The organism is Streptomyces pyxinicus (assembly GCF_024753135.1).
Classification (GTDB): domain Bacteria; phylum Actinomycetota; class Actinomycetes; order Streptomycetales; family Streptomycetaceae; genus Streptomyces; species Streptomyces pyxinicus.
In genome coordinates, this window is the sequence record NZ_JANUGP010000003.1 from 262,984 (window position 1) to 284,101 (window position 21,118).

General features: G+C 73.3%; 11 protein-coding genes. 1 reads left to right on the forward strand and 10 read right to left on the reverse strand.

Annotated features, from left to right (window positions below):
• Positions 1 to 73: 73 nt before the first annotated feature.
• A complete protein-coding gene (locus tag NX794_RS06430) occupies positions 74 to 1,354 on the forward strand; it encodes a helix-turn-helix domain-containing protein (protein WP_258777220.1) in 1,281 nt (426 codons plus the stop codon).
• Between the two features lie 85 nt (positions 1,355 to 1,439).
• On the opposite strand, the gene NX794_RS06435 is transcribed toward NX794_RS06430, so the two are convergent.
• From NX794_RS06435 to NX794_RS06480, 10 genes are all read right to left on the reverse strand, one after another.
• Positions 1,440 to 2,198, reverse strand: coding sequence for a class I SAM-dependent methyltransferase (locus NX794_RS06435; protein ID WP_258777221.1), 759 nt, complete (start codon positions 2,196 to 2,198; stop codon positions 1,440 to 1,442).
• Positions 2,199 to 2,300: 102 nt separating this feature from the next.
• Positions 2,301 to 2,498, reverse strand: coding sequence for an MbtH family protein (locus NX794_RS06440; protein WP_258777222.1), 198 nt, complete (start codon positions 2,496 to 2,498; stop codon positions 2,301 to 2,303).
• Positions 2,499 to 2,616: 118 nt separating this feature from the next.
• Positions 2,617 to 3,699, reverse strand: coding sequence for a GntG family PLP-dependent aldolase (locus tag NX794_RS06445; RefSeq protein ID WP_258777223.1), 1,083 nt, complete (start codon positions 3,697 to 3,699; stop codon positions 2,617 to 2,619).
• Complete coding sequence (gene argH, locus NX794_RS06450; RefSeq protein ID WP_258777225.1) at positions 3,686 to 5,209, reverse strand: argininosuccinate lyase; 1,524 nt, start codon at positions 5,207 to 5,209, stop codon at positions 3,686 to 3,688. Before argH ends, NX794_RS06445 begins: the two co-directional genes overlap by 14 nt.
• Positions 5,206 to 6,438, reverse strand: coding sequence for an ATP-grasp domain-containing protein (locus NX794_RS06455; RefSeq protein WP_258777226.1), 1,233 nt, complete (start codon positions 6,436 to 6,438; stop codon positions 5,206 to 5,208). Before NX794_RS06455 ends, argH begins: the two co-directional genes overlap by 4 nt.
• Positions 6,435 to 7,493 (reverse strand): pyridoxal-phosphate dependent enzyme, encoded by a 1,059-nt coding sequence (locus NX794_RS06460; RefSeq protein ID WP_258777227.1) that lies wholly within the window; start codon positions 7,491 to 7,493, stop codon positions 6,435 to 6,437. Before NX794_RS06460 ends, NX794_RS06455 begins: the two co-directional genes overlap by 4 nt.
• The gene (locus tag NX794_RS06465; RefSeq protein ID WP_258777228.1) at positions 7,468 to 8,475 is read right to left on the reverse strand and encodes a GHMP family kinase ATP-binding protein; all 1,008 of its coding nucleotides are present in this window, start codon (positions 8,473 to 8,475) and stop codon (positions 7,468 to 7,470) included. Before NX794_RS06465 ends, NX794_RS06460 begins: the two co-directional genes overlap by 26 nt.
• Before the next feature lie 116 nt (positions 8,476 to 8,591).
• Positions 8,592 to 12,599: a non-ribosomal peptide synthetase gene (locus NX794_RS06470; protein WP_258777229.1), complete on the reverse strand. Its 4,008-nt coding sequence runs from the start codon at positions 12,597 to 12,599 to the stop codon at positions 8,592 to 8,594.
• Positions 12,596 to 15,937 (reverse strand): non-ribosomal peptide synthetase, encoded by a 3,342-nt coding sequence (locus tag NX794_RS06475; RefSeq protein WP_258777230.1) that lies wholly within the window; start codon positions 15,935 to 15,937, stop codon positions 12,596 to 12,598. The genes NX794_RS06470 and NX794_RS06475 overlap by 4 nt, the downstream gene beginning before the upstream one ends.
• Positions 15,934 to 20,955 carry a non-ribosomal peptide synthetase gene (locus NX794_RS06480; RefSeq protein ID WP_258777231.1) on the reverse strand — a complete coding sequence of 1,674 codons (5,022 nt, stop codon included), beginning with the start codon at positions 20,953 to 20,955 and terminating at the stop codon, positions 15,934 to 15,936. Before NX794_RS06480 ends, NX794_RS06475 begins: the two co-directional genes overlap by 4 nt.
• Between the last annotated feature and the right edge of the window lie 163 nt (positions 20,956 to 21,118).

The following is a 21,118-nucleotide window of genomic DNA, read 5'->3' on the forward strand; positions in this document are numbered from 1 at the left end:
GGGTGAACCACTCGGACCGCGTCCCGCCCCCACGGTTCCACCAGCACACCGGAACAGCCCACCGGAGCAGGTCATGAACGACACCCGAACCCAGCCGGACCTCGGCGCCCTGCTGAGGAACCACCGCCGGCGCGCCGGACTCACCCAGCGGCACCTCGCGGACCTCACCACCGTGAGCGTGCGCGCCATACGCAACCTGGAGCTGGGCAAGGTCCTGTCCCCGCGGCCGGACACGGTCCGGCTGCTCGCGGACGGACTGCGGCTCGCCCCCGCCCAGCGCGACACCCTGCTGGACGCGGCGCGCCGCCGCCCGGGCTTCGCGGGCCGCCCGGCGGACGACGACCGCGGCCCCGCTCCGTGGCTCGTCCGGGGCCCGCTGATCGGCAGGGAGACCGAAGCGGCCGCCCTCACCGACCTGTTGCGACGGCCGGGCGGACGCCTGGTGTCCGTCGTCGGCATCTCAGGGGTGGGGAAGACGCACCTGGCGGCCGAGGCCGTGAGCCGGGCCGCCGCCGACGGCACCCGGGTGCTGTGGCGGACCCGCGGCGAGGAGATCCCCTTCGCCGAGGTCGCCGACCGCGCGGCCGGGGAGCGGACCGTCCTGGTGCTGGACGACGCCGAGCCCGCGGTCGACCCGGACCGGCTGGCCGCGCTGATGCGCGCCCACCCCCTGCTGCGGGTCCTGCTCACCGCGTGCGGGCCGGCCGGCGTCCCCGGCGAGCAGCTCCTGCGCCTCGCCCCGCTGCCGGTGCCCGACCCCGGCGCCGAGTCGCACCCGGAGTCGCTCGGCCAGGTGCCGTCCGTACGGCTGCTGTGCGCCCACATCCGGGCCGGCAACCCCCTGTTCCGGCTGGACGACGCCGACGCGGCGGTCGTCGCCGACCTGTGCCGGCGTCTCGACGGACTGCCGCGGGCCCTGGAGTTCGCCGGCCGCTGGACCCTCGTACGCGGCCTGCCGGAGCTGCTGGCCGAGGTGGAGCGCAGCCCGTTCGACCTGACCGCGCCGCCCATGACCGCGGACACCTCGCGCGACCTGAGGGTCCGGTTGCGCCGCACCCTGAGCCGGGTCAGCCCGGCCGGAGTGTCCTTCCTCGCCGCCGTCGCCCGCGACCACCGCAGCTGGTCGGTCGCCGAAGCGGCGACGGCCGTCGGCACGTCCGGGGCCGACGTCGCCGTCATCGTCTTCACCCTGGTGACCTACGGTCTGGTACGACCGGAGGGCACCGGTGGTGAGGAACCCCGCTTCTCGGTCCTCAACCACGTCCGCCACCTGTACGCCGAGACCCGCCGCGAACCCCGGCTGCGGACCGTGTCGCTCACCCGCGGCACCGGGACCGGGGACCGCGTCCGCTAGCCAGGTCGCGCCGCCGGCTCCACCCCCGTACGCCTCGCCTCGGACGGCAGTCGCCGTCCGAGGCGTTCGGCGGTCCGGACCGGCGTCAGGCGAGGGTGAGGACGACGCCGTAGTCCGGGCCGCGCCGTTCGACCTCGGCGATCCGCCAGCCGGTGCCCTCGGTCAGCGACTCCAGCTCCGGCAGCGAGGCGAACAAGTAGTCGAACCAGTCCGTCACCAGCAGCCGGTGCCGCAGCCGCAGCCGCATCTGACCGCTCATCCGGCCCCGCCGCCGGTTCGCCGCGAGGTACTCGGCGTGCTGGGCCCCGTCGAGCAGGTAGGGGTCCATCCCCGTCCCGACGATCCGGGCCCCGGGGCGGGCCAGCCGGGCCAGCGCGCTCAGCAGCCGCGAGCCGCGCTCACGGCTCTCCAGCAAGCCGAGATTGCGGCCCAGCAGCAGGAAGGTGTCGAAGCGCTGGTTCTCGGGCAGGTCGTCGACCGTGCCGAGGAACGTCCGAGCCAGCCCGCGGCGCCGGCACACGTCGAGTGCGTCGGCCGACACGTCGAGGCCCACGACCTCGCCACCGCGCTCCTGGAAGGGCACCGCGAACCGGCCGGCGCCCACCCCGATGTCCAGCACCCGGCCGTGGAAGCGGGCGAAGGCCCAGTTGTCCAGCTCTGGCCAGGAGTCGGGGCCCGTGAAGAAGCCCACGGCGTCGTAGCCGCTGATGTATCCGTCGTCGCGCTCACAGATCTCGAAGTACGTGTCCCGCGGCAGCCCCGCGGTCTGGCAGTCGAGCAGAAGCTGCCCCCACGCGTCGGCCGTGCGGGGCGTGAGCGGCAGGGGCGGCTGGAGCGTCGTCATCCGCTGAGTCCTCTGTTCCGGGCCTGCGCCCTGGTCCTGGTGGTCGGGTGCGGTACGGGAGTGCCGGCGAACCGGGGTCAGCCGGCACCCCCGCGTGCGGTGTCAGGCGGCGGTGGCGGTGCGCAGGCTGAGCGGGCGCATGTCGGTCCAGACGCGCTCGATGTGGTCGAGGCAGTCCTCCTTCGCACCGCTGACACCGATCGCGCGCCAGCCCTGCGGGACGTCACGGTCGGCGGCCCAGACCGAGTACTGCTCCTCGCCGTTGACGACGACGAGCCACTGCTGGGTGTTCTGCTGCATGACGATTCTCCGATCGTGTGGTGGAGCTGTTTCCGGATGGGTTTCGTATGGGTGGAGCGAGTGGTTCCCGAGGTGCGGACGAGGTGGTGAAAGGGGCCCGGGAAACCGGCGGCCGGGATCAGGCGGCGGCGGTCTGCGGCACCAGGAGTTCCCGGAAGACCGCCAGGGCACGGTCCACGTCGGCGTCGTCCACCCCGGCGTGGGTGACCGCCCGGATCCGGCCGCGGCCCAGCTCGGCCAGGCGCACGCCCTCCTGCCACGCCCGCTCGATGAACCGGGCCTGGGGCAGGCCGGGCGCGTCGACCCGGAAGAAGACCATGTTGGTCTCGACCGGCTCCACCACGACCCCGGGCAGCTCGGCCAGGCCCGCGGCCAGCCGGCGCGCCGTCGCGTGGTCGTCGCCGAGCCGGGCCGTCATCTCCCGCAGCGCGACCAGCCCGGCCGCGGCCAGCACCCCGGCCTGCCGCATGCCGCCGCCCAGCATCTTGCGGACGCGGCGCACCGACCGGACGAACTCGGCGCTGCCGGCGACCATCGAACCGACCGGCGCGGACAGTCCCTTCGACAGACAGAACTGCACCGAGTCCGCGTATCCGGCGATGACGCGCACCGGTACGCCGAGGACGTGCGCGGCGTTGAAGAGGCGGGCCCCGTCCAGGTGGACCGCCACCCCCCGGGAGCGGGCCAGCGCCCGGACCTCGGCCAGGTACTCCAGCGGGAGCACCCGGCCGCCGCAGCGGTTCTGCGGGTTCTCCACGCACAGCAGGGCGGGCAGCGCGAACTGCGGGTCCTCGGGGTCCTCCGGGAAGGCGGCCTCGATGTCGGCGAGCGCCATCGTGCCGTCGGCCCGGTTGGCCACCGGCTCCACGATCACACCGCCGCAGTAGGAGGCCCCGCCGGCCTCGTAGACGTAGATGTCGGACTCGGCCCCCGCGAGGGCCTTGGTGCCGCGCGGGCAGTGGGCGAGCAGGGCCGCCAGGTTGCCCATGGTGCCGCTGGGCATGAAGCAGGCGTCCTCCATGCCCAGCAGCCGGGCGGCCAGTTCCTCCAGTTCCCGGGCGGTGGGATCCTCGCCGTAGACGTCGTCGCCGAGCGGCGCCCTCGTCATCTCCGCCAGCATCCGGGGCGTCGGCAGGGTGAAGGTGTCGCTGCGCAGCTCGACCACGCGGGCCGCGAACGTGCCGTGCTCAGTGCTCGTCATGGAAGTCCTCCTCGGATTCGGGGCCGGCGGCCCGGGTGGTGTTCCGCGTCCTGCCGTGCACCAGTGCCACGGCGTCCCGCAGACGCTCCTCGGCGTCGAGCCAGCGGGCGGTCTCCTTGGCCAGCCGGGCACGGTGTCCGTCCCAGCGCGGGGTGAGCAGTTCGTGGCAGCGGCGGAACGAGGCCGGGCCGGGACCGCCGCCGAACTCGGCCGCCGACCACACGGCCTCCGGCCGCAGCTGTGCGGACTCGCCGGCCGGTGTGTGACCGTGCGCGTCCAGGGCCGCGCCGAGTGAGCCGGCCCGTCCCTCCACGACGGCCAGCGCGGCCTCACCGACCTGGTGGTGGGCCCGCCGGAACGGCACCCCCCGGCGCACCAGCCACTCGGCGGTGCCGGTCGCGTGGGTCAGCCCCGCGGTCGCCCGGTCCGCCATGGCGCGGGGCACCGGCCGGGCCCCGTCGTAGGTCAGCCGCAGGATCTTCACCGCGTCGATCGTCGCGTCCAGGGCCGGCATCACATGGGTCATCGCCTCGGTGCCGACCGCGATGGAGTTGGTGAACGGGGTGCCCCGCATCGAGGCCGCCGCCGCGGTCAGCCCGCCGAGAGCGGCGGCCGACTTGCCCTGCACGTGCTCCAGGACGAACGCGTTGCGCTTCTGCGGCATCATCGAGCTGGACCCGACCAGCCCGTCGGGGATCGTCACCAGCCCGAACTCGGCGCTCGACCACATCAGCAGGTCGAGGGCGGCCCGGTCCAGGGTGACCCCGAGCACCACGGCCGCCGACAGCAGCCGCAGCGCGGTGTCCCGGGTGGCGATGGCATCCACCGAGTTGCGCACCGGCTCGCCGAAACCGAGGAGTTCGGCCGTGCGCCCCGGGTTGATCGGGACGGTGGTCCCGCCGATCGACCCGGCGCCCAGCGGGCACCGCTCCAGCAGCTCACCGGCCTGGGCCAGGGCCCGGGCGTCCCGCTCGAAGGTCTGCGCCAGCCCGAGCAGATAGTGCCCGTAGGTGACCGGCACGGCCGCCTGGAAGTGCGTGTAGGCGGGCATCAGCACCTCGCGGTGCTCATGGGCGCGTTCCAGCAACACCCGGCCCAGCTCGGCCAGTTCCTCCGACAGCCGCCGGTACGGTTCGCGCAACGCCAGCTGGAGGCAGGTGACCCCGAGGTCGTTGCGGGAGCGGCCGGTCTGCAGGACGCCGCCGGTCTCGTCGCCGAGCGTCTCGATCAGATGGGACTCGTAGGCCAGGTAGAGGCCGCGCGGGGCGGGCACGCTCTCCAGCGGACCGTAGTCCCGCTCGCGCAGGTCCGTGATGGCCGCGAGCAGGGTGGAAGCGGTCCGGGCGCCGACGATACGGCGCTCGGCGAGCATGACGACATGGGCGAGGTCGACATGGGTGATCCGGTCGAGCTCCGTCTTCCAGGCGGCCCTCGGCGGGTCCCGCCGCTCCAGGAGCATCCGGCGGATCTCGGGCGAGGCGGCGCTGCGCAGGCGGCCGGAGTCCGTCATGCCGACACCTCCTGACGGACCGTCATGGACAGGGTGATGCGGCCCACGCCCTCCTCGGCGCCGGCCGCCGCCTCGGCGGCGGTCGCGCCCCGGGCCAGCACGTGCCCGATCCGGTCCCGGAAGTCGCCGCCCACGACGATCTCCGCGCCCGGTTCCCGGTAGGTCTCCACGTCGACCACGCCGGGGACGGCACAGGCCCGTGCCACCCCGTCGATGCCGCGCAGCCGGCCGTCGCCGGCGGCCATCACGAACCGGATCGCCGCGCCCCGGGCCGCGGTCGCGGCCACCGGGGCCGGCCGGCCGCTGAAGGCGGCGACCGTGCCCAGGATGAGGTCGGCCCCGGTCGCCTCCCGCACCAGCCGGGGTATCCAGCCGCCCGCGAGACGCGGGTTGACCTCGATCAGGACCGGCCCGGCGGGGCCGAGACGCAGTTCCACATGGGCCGGGCCGAGAGCGATGCCGAGGGCCCGTACGGCCGCCTCCGCGGCCTCGGTGACCGCCTCGCGCACGGCCGGCGCCAGATCGGCGGGGAAGTCGTGCCCGGTCTCCACGAACAGGGGCGGGGCGCCGAGGTGTTTGGCGGTGATCCCGGCCACCGTGCCGTCGAGCACCTCCGCCGAGTACTCCGGGCCGCTCACGAACTCCTCGACCGTGACCCGGTGCGGCACCGGCCGGCCGCGCTCGTCGTTCTCGCGGGACAGCAGGGCGCGGGCGTGTCCGGCCGCCCGCTCGGCGTCCGCGCACAGCAGCACCCCGAGACTGCCACTGCCGGTGACCGGCTTGACGACCACCGGATAGCCGGTCGCCGCCGCGGCGGCCAGGACCTCGTCGACCGTGCCGGCCACCGTGAACCGGGGCACCCGCACCCCGGCCGCCGCGAGCCGGGCCCGCTGCGTGCCCTTGTCGCGGATCGCGGCGAGGTCGGCGGGGGAGTTCGCCGGCAGCCCGAGCGCCACGGCCGCGGCGGCCGCCGTCTCCACGTAGTAGTCGGAGCTGGTCGCGACACCCGCGACGCGCCGCCCGACGGCCAGGCGCCGGCAGGCGTCGACCACCGCCGCCACGCTGTCGGTGTCCGTGCGGACCACCTCGGCGCCGCCCACCGAGGCGTACCGGGACGGGTCGGCGGCCAGCAGCACCGGGTGCAGACCGAGCGCGCGGGCCGCCACGGGGAACAGCCGGCCCGTCCCGGTGGTGTTGCTCTCGACGAGGACGAACACGTCCCGGGTCATACGGTCACTCCTTCCGCGAGGGCGACGACCTCGTCACGGGTACGCCGCTGCCAGGAGAAGCGGGACCAGCTGCCGGCGGCCTGGACGGGATGGTCCAGCGTGCTCGGCGCCGCCGGCGGCGGGGTCAGGAAGCCGTTGCGGCGCAGCCACGCGTCGTTGTGCACGGTGTTGGTGTAGCGGTGCCCCTCGTCGGGGAAGAGCGCCATCACCCGCAGCTCCGGGTGCTGCTCGGCGTACCACCGGGCCACGTGGTGCGCGGCGCCGCTGGTGGGCCCCATGTACACGGCGTGCTCGGAGTGCAGCCGCCGGGTCGCGGTGAACGCGGTCCCCGCGTCCAGCCAGTGGATCTCGTCGAACAACGTGTGCTCCAGGACCGGCGGCACCAGGCCGTTGCCCAGTCCGCGCAGTTGGCGGGGGCCGGCCGGGGCGCCGAACAGCACGCTGCCCGGGGTGTCCACACCGATCAGCTTCAGCCGCGGGTTCAGCGCCCGCAGGAACGAGCCGATCCCGGACGACGAACCGCCCGAGCCGACCGGGCAGACCAGCGCGTCGAACGTGCCCATGCTCTCCAGCAGCAGCTCGGCGACCGCACCATAGGACACCGGGTTGAGCGGATTGTCGTACTGGCCGGGGGTGTAGTACGAGCCCAGCCGGGCCTGGATGCGGGCCACCCGGTCCAGCCGGGCCTGCTGGACTCCGCGGGTGCGCAGCTCGGGACCCGACACGATGCTCACCCGGGCACCGAGCGCCTCCAGCCGGCGGCGCAGCGGCGGCTCGATCGCCGGGTCCCCGACGAGGACCAGCGGGATGCCCTTGAGCCGGCACACCATCGCCAGCCCGAGCCCGAAGGTGCCGGACGTGGTCTCCACGACCGTGGTGCCCTCGGTGAGTTCACCGGTCTCCATGGCACTGGTCAGGATGAACTGCGCGGGCAGCAGCTTCATCAGATGGAAGGCGGCCCCGTACACGTTGGGCCCGACCTGGATGACCTTCGGCAGGACGTGGCCGTCGACCACGCTCGTGAAGGCCCTACGACTGGTGTGCGTACGGGACATGAGTCTCGCTCCCGGCTGTGTAGCGCCAATGGTCGGTGATGCGCAGTTCGGCGAGCCGACGGGCGGCCAGCGCCGTGCGCCGCTCCAGCCCCGCCTGGTGGGGCGCGAAGAGCAGCCCGGCGACCGTGCCGCTGTGCGCCACCTGCACGCCCAGCGCCTCGGTCTCCTCGGCGATCTCCAGCACCCGGTCGAAGCGGGGCATCGGCAGGAACCGCTGGTTGATGCGGGCGCTCGCGGTGGAGATCCGGCCCAGCTCCCGCTGGTCACCGCGGGCCACGGCCCGGCGCATCAGGCCGCGCAGCGCCCGGAAGCACCCGATCTCCCAGGCGTTGTACCGCGCCCGCGGCAGCGCCAGGGTGTCGATCTCCTGCTCCGTCGAGGAGAAGCCGACCACCGCGAGCGGCGGCACCGGCCGGTGGAAGTCCTCGATGACCGCGCCCTCGCGGTGCGCGAACAGCAGCATCCGGTCGAAGTAGATCAGGGGGTCGGTGGCCGCCTCGGCGGCGACCGCGATCCGGGCGATCCGCTCCGGCGCGAGATTGCGGCCGGCCGCGGCCAGCACCGCCAGGATCGCCGCCGTCACATCGCTGGTCGACGATCCCAGGCCGCGGCCGACGGCGACGTCACCACGCAGCTCCAGCCGGCCGCCGTAGGCACCCATGCCGAGCACCTCCAAAGTGGTGCGCGCGGCGGTGAGGGCCTTCGTCTTCCACGACGGGGTGACCGTCAGCTCCGGCTCCCACCGGGTCAGCCGCACCGTCGCGTTGCTGGCGAACAGGGCACAGGGCAGCGTCACCAGACCCCGGCGCAGCCCGCCGTCGTCCTCGAACACCCCCTGGAGCAGTTCACCGTGGTGGCTGGGGGCCGTTCCGGTGCCCAGGAGCACACCGTGCTCCAGGTTGGGGGGCACCGGCTCCATGTGGGCCTGGCCGTGCGGGTCCTGCGCGGACAGCACGTCCTGGCTCTGCACGCCGATCTTCACCTACGCCTCCTCGGACGTCGGGTCGGGAATGGAGGTCACGCGTTCCGCCGCGCGCGGCGGCGGGGGCCGGCGGAGCGGGGCGCGCGCGCCCCGCGTCCGGCCGGCTTCGTTCCTTGTCAGGCGTCCTTAGGACGGGCGGGACCGCCCGCGGTCTGGTGCGGGCGGACGATCCCCGCGATCCGCGCGGCCAGTTCGGCGACGTGCGGCGGGTGCACCATGTCGTGGTGGTTGCCCGGCACCGGGACCGTGCCGACCCGGCCACGGGTCAGCGCCTGCCAGGCGTCCGGGTCGACGTCGGGGCTCTTGAGGGTCGGGTGGGACTCGGAGACGGTGAGCAGATGGACGTCCGCGGCGACGACCGCCCCGGGCCGGTAGCGTCCGGCGGCCTCCCCGTTGGCACGGGCCACCTCCACCATGCGGCGCACGGCCGTCGACTCGATCCGGTCGGGCAGCCGGCCGTCCTGGTGGGACTGGCGGACCAGGGCGGCGATGAGCGCGTTGTCGTCCAGCTCGTCCATCTCGTCGGACGACAGCCCGGCGTCGGCCCCGAACCGGGAGAGCACGTCCTCGTCACCGACGAGATCCGCGGACCCGGGCACCGGGGAGTCCAGCAGCACCAGCGCGCCGACCTCACGGCCCGCCCGCTCCAGACGCACCGCCATCTCGAAGGCCACGACCCCGCCGAACGACCAGCCGCCGAGCAGCACCGGCCCCTCGGGGGCGAGTTCGGCGATCGCGGCGAGATAGCGCTCGGCGATCTCCTCGACGGTACGCAGCGGGGCCGCGTCCGTGTTGTAGCCGACCGCCTCGATCCCGTACAGGTCGACACCGCCCTCCAGCTCGCGGGCCAGGCCCATGTAGGAGCTGACACCGCCACCGTGCGGATGGACCAGGAACAGCGGGGAACGGCTGGCGGGCGAGGCCGCCGACAGGGGCACGAGCAGTTGCTCGGAGACCGCCGACAGCCGGGGGAGCGCGGCGCACAGCGCCTCGACGGTGGGCGTCCGGAAGAACGTGCTGAGCGGCACGCTCACACCGAGCTCCCGCCGTACCGCCTCGACCAGTTCGAAGGCGCTGAGCGAGTTGCCGCCGACGGCGAAGAAGTCGTCCCGCACGCCCACCGGGGACCGGCCGAGGACCCGCTCGCAGAGCGAGGTGACCCGCAGCTCCAGCGAGTCCCGCGGGGCCACGGGCTCGGCGCCCGGCTCCGCGGCAGGCTCGGGCAGCCGCTTGCGGTCCACCTTGCCGTTCGGCGTCAGCGGCATCCGCTCCAGGCCCACCAGCAGGGCCGGCACCATGTAGGGCGGCAGGTGCTCCCGCAGGAAGGTGCGCAGCCCGGGCTCGTCGGACGCCTCACGCCAGGAGACGTAGCCGACGATCCGCCGGGCCATGTCCTCGCCCGCCGTGACGACCGCGGCCCGGTCCACCGCGGGGTGCCGCTGCAGCACCGACTCGATCTCGCCCAGCTCGATGCGGTGGCCGCGGATCTTGACCTGGGTGTCCTCCCGGCCGATGAACTCCAGCCTGCCGTCGGGCCGTCGGCGGGCCAGGTCACCGGTGCGGTAGAGCCGGCCGCCGGTCCCGAACGGGTCCGGGACGAACCGCTCGGCGGTGAGACCCGGCCGCCCGGCGTAGCCGCGGGTGACCCCCGCGCCGCCGATGACCAGTTCGCCGACGGCGCCGATCGGCACCAGCCGCATCCGGTCGTCCACCACGTGCACCTGGGTGTTGGCGAAGGGCAGGCCGATCGGCACCGTCCCGCCGGGACCCTCCGGGCCGATCAGCTGCACGGTCGAGTAGACGCTCGTCTCGGTGGGGCCGTACACGTTCCACAGCCTGGACACCCGAGGCGCCAGCTCCTCGGCCAGCTGCGCGGAGAGCGCCTCGCCGCCGGAGACCGCCTGCAGGTCCCCGCCCCGCCAGCCGCTGAGCAGCAGCAGGTGCCAGGTGGCCGGCGTCGCCGCCATCACCGTCGTCCCCGACTCCGACACGATCCGGGCCAGCGCGGCGCCGTCCGCCGAGGTCTCCCGGTCCACCAGCACCACCCGGGCGCCGTGGGCGAGCGGCGCGAACAGCTCCAGCACCGAGGCGTCGAACGCCACCGTGGTCACCGCGCACAGCACGTCGTCACCGGACAGGCCGAGAGTACGGCCGATGTCCGCGACGAAGTTCACCAGCCCGCGGTGCGGGACCATCACGCCCTTGGGACGCCCGGTCGAACCGGACGTGTAGATCACGTACGCCAGGTCGTCCGGCCGGATCGGCGCGGCCGGCCCGGTCTCCACCGGCGCTGCCGGAGGCCGTCCGACATCGATGACCCGCACGTCCGTGTCCAGGCCCAGCCCTGCCATCAGCTCCGGGCGGCCCAGCACCAGCCGGGCCCCGCTGTCGGCCAGCACGTACGCCAGCCGCTCCGGCGGATAGTCGGACTCCAGCGGCAGATAGGCCGCACCGGACTTGAGGACGGCCAGCAGCGCGACCAGCAGATCGGGGGAACGCTCGGTCATCACGCCCACCGGGGCGTCCTGGTTCGCGCCCTCCGCCCGCAGCACGGCCGCCAGCTCCGAGGCCCGCCGCACCAGTTCGGCGTAGGTGAGCCCCTCGCCGTCGACGCCCCGCACGGCCACCGCGTCCGGGGTCAGCTCGGCCTGCCGGTCCACGAGGGCGGGCACCAGCAGCGGCGACTCGGGGCTCGCCGTGTCGTTCCAGTCCGAGAGCAGCAGCCGCTCCTCGTCGGGCCCCAGCAGGCCGAGATCGCCGATCCGGGTCTCCGGCCGCTCGACGGCGTGCGCCAGCATCCTTCGGTAGTGCTCGGCGAACCGGGCCACGGTCCCGGCCTCGAACAGCTCCGTCGCGTAGGAGATCAGCACCTCCATCCGCGGGCCCCGGGTCACCACGGTGACGTCCAGGTCGAAGCGCGCGGTGTCCGCCTCGACCGGCAGCGACCTGGCCGACACCCTGGGCAGCCGCAGCCCCGAGGCCTGCTCCTCGACCAGGTTGAACAGCAGCTGGAACAGCGGGTTGCGGCTCAGGTCGCGCTCCGGCCGCAGCTCGTCGACGAGCACGTCGAACGGCACGCCCTGGTGCTCGTACGCCTCCAGGGTGGTGCCCCGGACCCGGGACAGCAGCTCGGCGAAGGTCGGGTTGCCCTCCAGGTCGGTACGGAGCAGCACCGTGTTCACGAAGAACCCGATCAGACCCTCGGTCTCCTGGAGCGTACGGCCGGACATCGGGACGCCGACGGTGACGTCCCGGCTGCCCGAGTGCCGCGACACCAGGGCGGCGAACGCGGCGAACAGCACCATGAACGGCGACACATGGTACTTCTGGGCCAGGCCCCGCACCCCGTCGGCGACGCCCGGGTCGATCACATGGGAGACCCGCGCGCCGGCGCCGCTGCGCACCGCGGGCCGGGCCCGGTCGCCGCGCAGCTCGGTCGGGGTCGCCCCGGCCATGGTCCGCTTCCAGTGCTCGACCTCGGCGGCCGCCTCCGGCGTCTCCAGCTCGCGGGCCGCCCGCTCCGCGTAGTCCGCGTACTGGATCGGCAGCTCCGGCAGCTGTGGACGGGCACCCGCGGTGAACGCGGCGTAGGCCTGGGACAGTTCCCGCCAGAGGATCTGCATGGACGCCGCGTCCACGGCGATGTGGTGCACGACCACGGTGAACAGATAGCGCTGCTCGGGCAGTTCGGTCAGCCGGGCGCGCAACCAGGGACCGGTGGCGAGGTCGAACCGGCCGCTGACGTCCGCGTCCCGCAGCCGGTACGCCTCCTCGTACGCGGGCCCGACGGACAGGTACCGCAGATCGGTGCGCTGGAGCCGGACCGCCGATGCCGGTCCCACCCGCAGCCGCGGGCCGCCCGCCGGGTCCGTCACCACACGGGAGCGCAGGATGGTGTGCCGCTCCACGACCCACCGCAGCGCGTCCGCGAGGGCGTCCGCGTCGAGCGTCCCGGCCAGTTCGAAGACCTGCGCCATGTTGTACTCGACGAGTTCGGGCCGCAGGTGCTCCAGGAGCCACACCCGTCGTTGCGCCGCCGACAGAGGCGCGTCCGGGACGGGACCGGAGCCCGCTTCCCGCCGCACGGCCTCCACCGTGCGGTCCACGATCGGACTGGTCGTCATCGCGTCCTCCCTTCGGGCGTACCGGAAGCGGGCAGGAGGTGCCCGACCGCTTCGGCCATGGTGTGGATGGTGGGGTTGTCGAAGATCAGCGCCAGCGGGATGTCCGGGGAGAGGGCGGTGCGCAGCCGGGAGACGATCCGGGTGGCGAGCAGCGAATGCCCGCCTAGGGCGAAGAAGTTGGCGTGCACGTCCAGGTCCGGCCGGCCCAGCACCTCCGCCCAGATCCCGGCGACCAGCTCCTCGGCCGCCCCGCTCGCCCGGGTGGCCGTCTCCTCGGCGGGGGCCTTCGGTGCGGGGAGGGCTCGGTGGTCGGTCTTGCCGTTGGCGTTGACGGGGATGCGGTCGAGGAGGGTGATGCTGGAGGGGATCATGTAGAGGGGGAGCTGGTCGCTGAGGTGGGTGTTGAGGTCGGTGAGGAAGGCGTCTTCGGGGCCGGTGTGGTCGGTGGTGAGGTAGGCGGCGAGTCGGTGGTCGCCGGGAGTGGGTTCCCATTTGGTGACGACGGCGTCGCGGACGTGGGGGTGGCGGCGCAGGGTGTGTTCGATCTCGGCGGGTTCGATGCGGATGCCCCGGATCTTGACCTGACTGTCCGCACGCCCCAGGAAGACCAGGGACCCGTCGGACCGCCGGATGCCCCGGTCACCCGTCCGGTAGAGCCGTACGCCCGGCACCTCGGGGTGCGGCAGGAACGCCGCGGCGGTCTTGCGGGCGTCACCGAGATAGCCGCGGGCCAGGCCGGCGCCGCCCAGGTACAACTCGCCGGGGACACCATCCGGCACCGGATTGAGGTGCTCGTCCAGGAGCAGCACCTCGTTGTTGGCGATGGCACGGCCCAGCGGGACGTCCGCTTCGCCATCCTCCGGGAGGCAGGTGTGGCTGGTGGAGTCGATGGAGACTTCGGTGGCGCCCCATTGGTTGTGGAGTCGGGCGGGGGTGTGGGTGAGGCGGTTGTGGAATTTGGTGACGAGGTCGGGGCGGAGGGCTTCGCCGCTGGAGATGACGTGGCGGAGGTGGGTGAGGGGTGGCCGGGTGGGGGTGATCTCGTCGAGGAAGAGGGTGAGCATGGAGGGGACGAAGTGGAGGGCGGTGATGTGGTGGTCGGTGGTCCAGTCGGCGATGGCGCGGGGGTCGCGGTGCAGGCCTGGGGGGAGGATGACGACGGTGGCGCCGGCGATGAGGGGCCAGAGGATTTCTACGGCGGAGTCGTCGAAGCTGAGGACGGTTTTGTGCAGGACGGTGTCGCCGGGGGTGAGGGGGTAGTGGGCTTGCATCCACTGCATGCGGTTGGTCCAGCCGGTGTGGGTGGAGGCCACGCCTTTGGGGGTGCCGGTGGAGCCGGAGGTGTAGTAGAGGGAGATGAGGTTGTCGCCGGTGATGTCGTTGTCGGGGGGTGTGGGTGAGGTGTCGGTGAGGGTGCCGGGTCCGCAGTCCAGGATGGTGAACGTGTCGGCCGTACCGGTTCCGAGTGCGGTGGCGTGTTGGGTGTCTGTGCAGATGAGGGGTGCGCCGGCGTCGGTGAGGAGGGTGGTGACGCGGCCGACGGGGAGGTCGGGGTCCAGGGGGAGGAAGGCGCCGCCGGCTTTGAGGATGGCCAGGAGGGTGATGGTCATCTCGGCGGAGCGGTCCATCCAGAGGCCGACGGGGGTGTCCGCGGTGATGCCCATGGTGCGCAGGCGTGTGGCGAGGTGGTTGGCGCGGCCGGTGAGTTCGGCGTAGGTGAGGGTGGTGTCGGCGTCGGTGATGGCGGGGGCGTGCGGGGAGGCCGCCGCGACGGCGTCCACCAGATCGGTCAGCAGACCACCGGAGAACTCCACCCGCTCACCCGCCCCCGCGGCCAGCAGCCGGGCGCGTTCGTCCGTGTCGACCATGCCGACGGCGGAGACGGGACGGCCGGGTTCGGCCAGCGCGTTGCGCAGGAAGCTGACGAAGTGCCGCATCAGCCTGCTGATCGTCGCGGGCTCGAAGAGATCCGACTCGTAGTAGGCGATACCCGAGAAGGTGTCACCGGACCGGGTGAGGGCCACGTTCAGGTCGAACCGCGACTTGCCGTCGACCAACTCCACCCGCTCGGTCGTCAGACCTGGCAGCACCAGATCGTCGGTCTCCTCGTCACCCAGCGCGAACAGGACCTGGAACAGCGGGTTGCGGCTCGGGTCCCGCTCCGGCTGCAGCTCTTCGAGCAGCGCCTCGAAGGGGAGTTCCTGGTGCTCGTAGGAGGCGAGCGTGTTCGCCCGGGTCCGGGCCAGCAACTCCTCGAACGACGGGTCGTCGGCCAACTCGGTGCGGATCAGCAGGGTGTTCACGAAGTAGCCGACGAGACCGTCCAGTTCGGGGCGCACCCGCCCGGCGATCGGCGTGCCCAGGGTGACGTCCCGGGTCGCCGAATGCCGGGCCAGGACCACGCTGAACGCGGCGGTCAGCGTCATGAACGCGGTCGCGTTGTGCTCCCGGGAGAAGCGGTTGGCCGCCGCTCCCAGCTCGCCGTCGACGGCGAAGGAGAACTGCGCGCCGTTCCCGGTGCGCACGGCCGGCCGGGGCCGGTCCGTCGGCAGTTCGTCGCCGCTCGCCCCCGCCAGCCGCTCCCGCCAGTGCTCCAACTGGTGCCGCAACCGCTCCGGCGTCTGGTGGTCCCGGCTCCACGCCGCGTAGTCCCCGTACTGGAGGGGCAGCGGCGGCAGTTCCGGCTCGCGGCCGGCCGCCAGGGCCTCGTAGGCCCGGGACAGCTCCGACCACAGCACCCGCATCGACGTGCCGTCGATGGCGATGTGGTGGACCACCAGCACCAGCAGCGCGTCGTCTTCGGCCAGCCGCACCACGGCGACCCGGAAGACCGGCCCGGTGGCCAGCGAGAACGGCTCGCGCATCAGCCCACGGGCGAACTCCACGCCCGCCGCGTACCGTTCGCCCCCGCTGTCTCCGACGGCATCCGCGCTGTCTCCGACGGTGTCCGAGCTGTCTGCGACGACATCGTGGACCAGCACCGGGACCGGTGCGGCCGGCAGCACCCGGGGGACGGGGGCGCCGTCCCGCTCGTCGAAGACCGTCCGCAGCACCTCGTGCCGGCCGGCCACCACGGTGAAGCTCCGGGCCAGCACATCGGCGTCGAGTGCGCCCCGGACCCTGATCACGGTGGACGTGTTGTAGCCCGGCATCATCTGCTCCAGGAGCCACATCCGCTCCTGTGCGTACGACGCCACCCGCGCGTCCGGCGCGGCCGCCGGGATGGCCGTCGCCGCCGCGTCGGCGCGCTGGGCGGTACGGGCTCCCAGGAGCAGCGACCTGACCTGCGCGCGCCGCGCCTCCCGCGAATCCGCCTGGGGTGTCCCGGTCGTGGTCATGAGCGGGTCCTCTCGGCGGACGCGTCCCCGGCCAGGCCCGGCTCCGGGTCGCCGACCGCGTCCAGCAGCAGGTTCTCCAAGGCGGTCGCCATGGTGTGGATGGTCGGGTTATCGAAGATCAGCGCCAGCGGGATGTCGACCGACAGGGCGGTGCGCAGCCGGGAGACGATCCGGGTGGCGAGCAGCGAATGTCCGCCTAGGGCGAAGAAGTTGGCGTGGATGTCCAGCTCGGAGAGGTCCAGCACCTCCGCCCAGATGGCGTCGATCAGCTGCTCGGCCTCGGTGGCCGGCCGCACCGCGACCGCGTCCGCCTCGAAGCGCGGTGCGGGGAGGGCTCGGTGGTCGGTCTTGCCGTTGGCGTTGACGGGGATGTGGTCGAGGAGGGTGATGCTGGAGGGGATCATGTAGAGGGGGAGCTGGTCGCTGAGGTGGGTGTTGAGGTCGGTGAGGAAGGCGTCTTCGGTGCCGGTGTGGTCGGTGGTGAGGTAGGCGGCGAGTCGGTGGTCGCCGGGGGTGGGTTCCCATTTGGTGACGACGGCGTCGCGGACGTGAGGGTGGCGGCGCAGGGTGTGTTCGATCTCGGCGGGTTCGATGCGGATGCCGCGGATCTTGACCTGGCTGTCCGCACGCCCCAGGAAGGTCAACCTGCCGTCCGGGCGTCGTACGCCGCGGTCGCCGGTCCGGTAGAGCCGCTCACCCTCCGCGAACGGATGGGGGAGGAAGGCCGCGGCGGTCTTGCGGGCGTCGCCGAGATAGCCTCGGGCCAGGCCCGCACCGCCCAGGTAGAGCTCACCGGGGACACCGTCGGGTACCGGGTTGAGGTGCTCGTCCAGGACCAGGACCTGGTTGTTGGCGATGGCCTCACCGAGGGGCACGTCCGCCGCCCACGCGTCTTCGGGGAGGCAGGTGTGGCTGGTGGAGTCGATGGAGACTTCGGTGGCGCCCCATTGGTTGTGGAGTTGGGCGGGGGTGTGGGTGAGGCGGTCGTGGAATTTGGTGACGAGGTCGGGGCGGAGGGCTTCGCCGCTGGAGATGACGTGGCGGAGGTGGGTGAGGGGTGGCCGGGTGGGGGTGATCTCGTCGAGGAAGAGGGTGAGCATGGAGGGGACGAAGTGGAGGGCGGTGATGTGGTGGTCGGTGGTCCAGTCGGCGATGGCGCGGGGGTCGCGGTGCAGGCCTGGGGGGAGGATGACGACGGTGGCGCCGGCGATGAGGGGCCAGAGGATTTCTACGGCGGAGTCGTCGAAGCTGAGGACGGTTTTGTGCAGGACGGTGTCGCCGGGGGTGAGGGGGTAGTGGGCTTGCATCCACTGCATGCGGTTGGTCCAGCCGGTGTGGGTGGAGGCCACGCCTTTGGGGGTGCCGGTGGAGCCGGAGGTGTAGTAGAGGGAGATGAGGTTGTCGCCGGTGATGTCGTTGTCGGGGGGTGTGGGTGAGGTGTCGGTGAGGGTGCCGGGTCCGCAGTCCAGGATGGTGAACGTGTCGGCCGTACCGGTTCCGAGTGCGGTGGCGTGTTGGGTGTCTGTGCAGATGAGGGGTGCGCCGGCGTCGGTGAGGAGGGTGGTGACGCGGCCGACGGGGAGGTCGGGGTCCAGGGGGAGGAAGGCGCCGCCGGCTTTGAGGATGGCCAGGAGGGTGACGGTCATCTCGGCGGAGCGGTCCATCCAGAGGCCGACGGGGGTGTCCGCGGTGATGCCCATGGTGCGCAGGCGTGTGGCGAGGTGGTTGGCGCGGCCGGTGAGTTCGGCGTAGGTGAGGGTGGTGTCGGCGTCGGTGACGGCGGGGGCGTGCGGGGAGGCCGCCGCCACGGCGTCCACCAGATCGGTCAGCAGACCACCGGAGAACTCCACCCGCTCACCCAGCCCGCCACCGAGCGGCGCACGCGCGTCGTCCGCGTCGGCACCGGCCGCCAGCTCGATCCGGTCCATCGGCCGTCCCGGATCGGCGACCGCCGACCGCAGCAGCGTGAGGTACTGGTCCACCATCCGCCGCATGGTGTCCTCGTCGAACAGCGAGGAGGCGTACTCCCAGATCAGCGTGATCCGGTCGCGGTCCGGGTGGTCCTCATGCGCGCCCTGCTGGGCCCGGGGGACCACCACGATGTTCATGTCCATCTTGGACGAGCCGTTGTGCCGCTCCAGGACGGTGCCTCGCACGCCCCCGAACTCCAGGTCCGGGACGATGGCGTTGTGGAAGCTGAACATCACCTGGAACAGCGGGTTGATGGACGGCACCCGCGGCGGCGCCACGGCCTCCACCAGCCGGTCCAGCGGCACATCCTGCCAGTCCGAGGTCTCCACGAGCACGTCGTTCACCCGGCGCCGCAGGCCGTCGAAGCCCGGCGAACCCGAGGTGTCCAACCGCAGCGGCAGGGTGTTCACCACCATGCCCAGCATGCGCTCCGTCTCCGCCAGCCGGCGGTTGGCGGCGCCCGTGCCCACCACCAGGTCGCTCTGGCCCGAGTAGCGGCTCAGCAGGGCGGCGAAGCCCGAGAGCATCGACGCGAACAGCGTCACCCCCGACCGCTCGCTGGACTCCCGCAGAGCACGGCTCAGTTCGGCCGGCAGCTCCACCCGCAACGCCGCGCCGTGGAACGACGGGACACGCGGCCGGGGACGGTCCGTCGGCAGGTCGAGGACGAGCGGAGCGTCCTTCAAATGCCCCTTCCAGTAGTCGAGATGACGTTCCAGCACCTCGTCCCGCATCCAGGCACGCTGCCAGGCGGCGAAGTCGGCGTACTGGACGGGCGGTTCGGGCAGCGGTGACGGCCGGCCGGCCGCCAGCTCCGGGTAGATCGCGCGGATCTCGTCGAGGAGCACACCGAACGACCAGCCGTCGTGCACGAAGTGGTGCTCCACCTGGACGAGGGTGTGGTCGTCGGCGGCGTGCCGGATCAGCAGCCAGCGGGCCAGCGGCGGATCGGTCAGCTCGAACGGACGACGGATCGTCTCCCGTACGACGTCCTCGGTACGCCGCTCCCGGTCCGCCTCCGGCACGTCCTCAAGGTCGACCACGGGCAGCCGGACCGTCATCGGCGGACGGACCTCCTGCATCGGCACGCCGTCGACCGTGGTGAACGCCGTACGGAAGATCTCGTGCCGGCGGACCACCTCGGTGATCGTCGCGCCCAGCGCCTCCGCGTCGAGCGGACCGCGCAGCCGGATGGTGGCCTGGGCGTTGTAGGCCAGGTTGCCCGGGGAGAGCTGCTCCAGGAACCAGATCCGCTCCTGCGGGAACGACAGCGGCAGCGGACGGTCCCGGTCCACCCGGACCACCGGCGGCAGCGGCGGCGCGGCGCGGTCCCGCCGGTCCAGCTCGGCGGCCATCCGGGCCACCGTGCGCTGCTCGTAGATGCTCGATATCGGCAGCTCGGTGCGGAACTCCGAACGCACCCGCGCCGCGAGACGGCCCGCGAGCAGCGAGTGCCCGCCCAGCAGGAAGAAGTCGTCGTCGACGCCGACACCGTCGATGCCGAGGAACCCGGCGACGATCTCCGCCAGCCGCCGCTCGGTCTCGGTGCGGGCCCCGGTCCCGCCGCCGCCCAGACCCAGCGAAGCGCGGTCCAGGGCGGGCAGCGCGGCCCGGTCCAGCTTGCCGTTGGGCAGCAGCGGCAGCCGGTCGATCAGCGCGACGGACGGCACCATGAAGTGCGGCAGCCGCCCGGCGGCGAACTCGCGCAGCTCCAGCGGCTCCGCGGACGGTGCCACGACATAGCCGACCAGCCGGTCCTCGTCACCGACCCGGGCCACGACCACCGCGACGTCCCGCACGGCGGGATGCTCGCGCAGCACCCCGGCGATCTCGTCGGGCTCGATCCGGAAGCCGTTCAGCTTGACCTGCTGGTCGATGCGACCGAGGAAGTCCAGCTCGCCGTCCGGCGTCATCCGCACCAGGTCACCGGTGCGGTAGGCCCGCTCGCCGGGGGCGTCGGGGTCGGCCACGAAGCGCTCGGCGGTCAGAACCGGCCGGCCGATGTACCCGCGGGCCACCCCCGCGCCGCCGACGACCAGTTCACCCGGCTCACCGGCCGGCACGGGGCGCAGCGACTCGTCCAGCACGTACAGGCGGACGCCGTCGATGGCCCGGCCGATGACCGGCTTGCCGCCGCCCTCCCGGGTCCGGGACACCGAGGCCCACACGGTGGTCTCCGTCGGGCCGTACGCGTTGAACATGGCCCGGCCCGGCGCCCACCGGTCGACCAGCTGCTGGGGAAGGGCCTCCCCGGCGCACACGATCGTCTCCAGGTACGGCAGTTCCCGCTCCGGCACCATCGCGAGCACGCTCGGAGGCAGGGTGATGTGGCTGATCCGGGTGTCGGCGAGGAAGTCGCCCAGGCCGGGCCCGTACAGGACGTCACGGCGCGGAGGCAGGACCAGGGTGGCGCCCGAGCACAGCGCCATGGCCAGTTCGAAGACGGACGCGTCGAAGCTGGGGGAGGCGAACTGGAGGACCCGGTGGCCCGGGCGCACCGTGAACGTGCTGCGCTGGGCGTCGGCCAGGTTGGCGAGCCCGCGCTGGGTGAGCGTCACACCCTTGGGCCGGCCCGTGGACCCGGAGGTGTAGATGACGTACGCCGCGGAATCCGGGTGCGAGCGGGGCAGCGGGAGCGGTTCGACGGGCGCGGTGTCGTCGGCCGGGTCCGCGAGCGGGACGCCGAGACCGCGCAGCCACTCGGGTGCGGACGCGTCGGCGACGACCAGCGCGGCGCCCGAGTCACGGATCATGTACGACAGCCGGTCGGCCGGGTACGAGGGGTCCAGCGGCAGCCAGGCGGCGCCCGCGCGGGCCACGGCGAGCACCGAGGCCACCAGGTCGAGCGACGGCTCCAGGAACACGCCGACCGTCGCGCCGGGACCGACGCCGAGGGACCGCAGACGGGCGGCCGAGGCGGCGGCGCGGGCGTCGAGTTCGGCGTACGTCAGCTGCCGGTCGCCGAACTCTGCCGCGGGCTGGTCGGGGGTTGCTGCTGCTTGCCGGATGAAATTGTCGAGGAAGAGTCCGGAATCTGCTGAGGTCACGGAGGTCTCCATGAGGGGCTGTGGCGGACGGGCGACGACCGGGGGACGGGGGCGGCCGCGCCGGCCCGGGGGCCGGCCGCGGTGCGCCCCGCCGCCCGGCTCGCCCTGCTTCGGCGGTTACGGGCAGACGCGGGCGGACGTCCGGGAAACGAGGGGTGCTTGT

Bases quoted from the DNA above. Each gene is read 5' to 3' on its own strand.
- NX794_RS06430 (WP_258777220.1), top strand. From the start codon at position 74: ATGAACGACACCCGAACCCAGCCGGACCTCGGCGCCCTGCTGAGGAAC.
- NX794_RS06435 (WP_258777221.1), bottom strand. From the start codon at position 2,198: ATGACGACGCTCCAGCCGCCCCTGCCGCTCACGCCCCGCACGGCCGAC.
- NX794_RS06440 (WP_258777222.1), bottom strand. From the start codon at position 2,498: ATGCAGCAGAACACCCAGCAGTGGCTCGTCGTCGTCAACGGCGAGGAG.
- NX794_RS06445 (WP_258777223.1), bottom strand. From the start codon at position 3,699: ATGACGAGCACTGAGCACGGCACGTTCGCGGCCCGCGTGGTCGAGCTG.
- argH (WP_258777225.1), bottom strand. From the start codon at position 5,209: ATGACGGACTCCGGCCGCCTGCGCAGCGCCGCCTCGCCCGAGATCCGC.
- NX794_RS06455 (WP_258777226.1), bottom strand. From the start codon at position 6,438: ATGACCCGGGACGTGTTCGTCCTCGTCGAGAGCAACACCACCGGGACG.
- NX794_RS06460 (WP_258777227.1), bottom strand. From the start codon at position 7,493: ATGTCCCGTACGCACACCAGTCGTAGGGCCTTCACGAGCGTGGTCGAC.
- NX794_RS06470 (WP_258777229.1), bottom strand. From the start codon at position 12,599: ATGACGACCAGTCCGATCGTGGACCGCACGGTGGAGGCCGTGCGGCGG.
- NX794_RS06475 (WP_258777230.1), bottom strand. From the start codon at position 15,937: ATGACCACGACCGGGACACCCCAGGCGGATTCGCGGGAGGCGCGGCGC.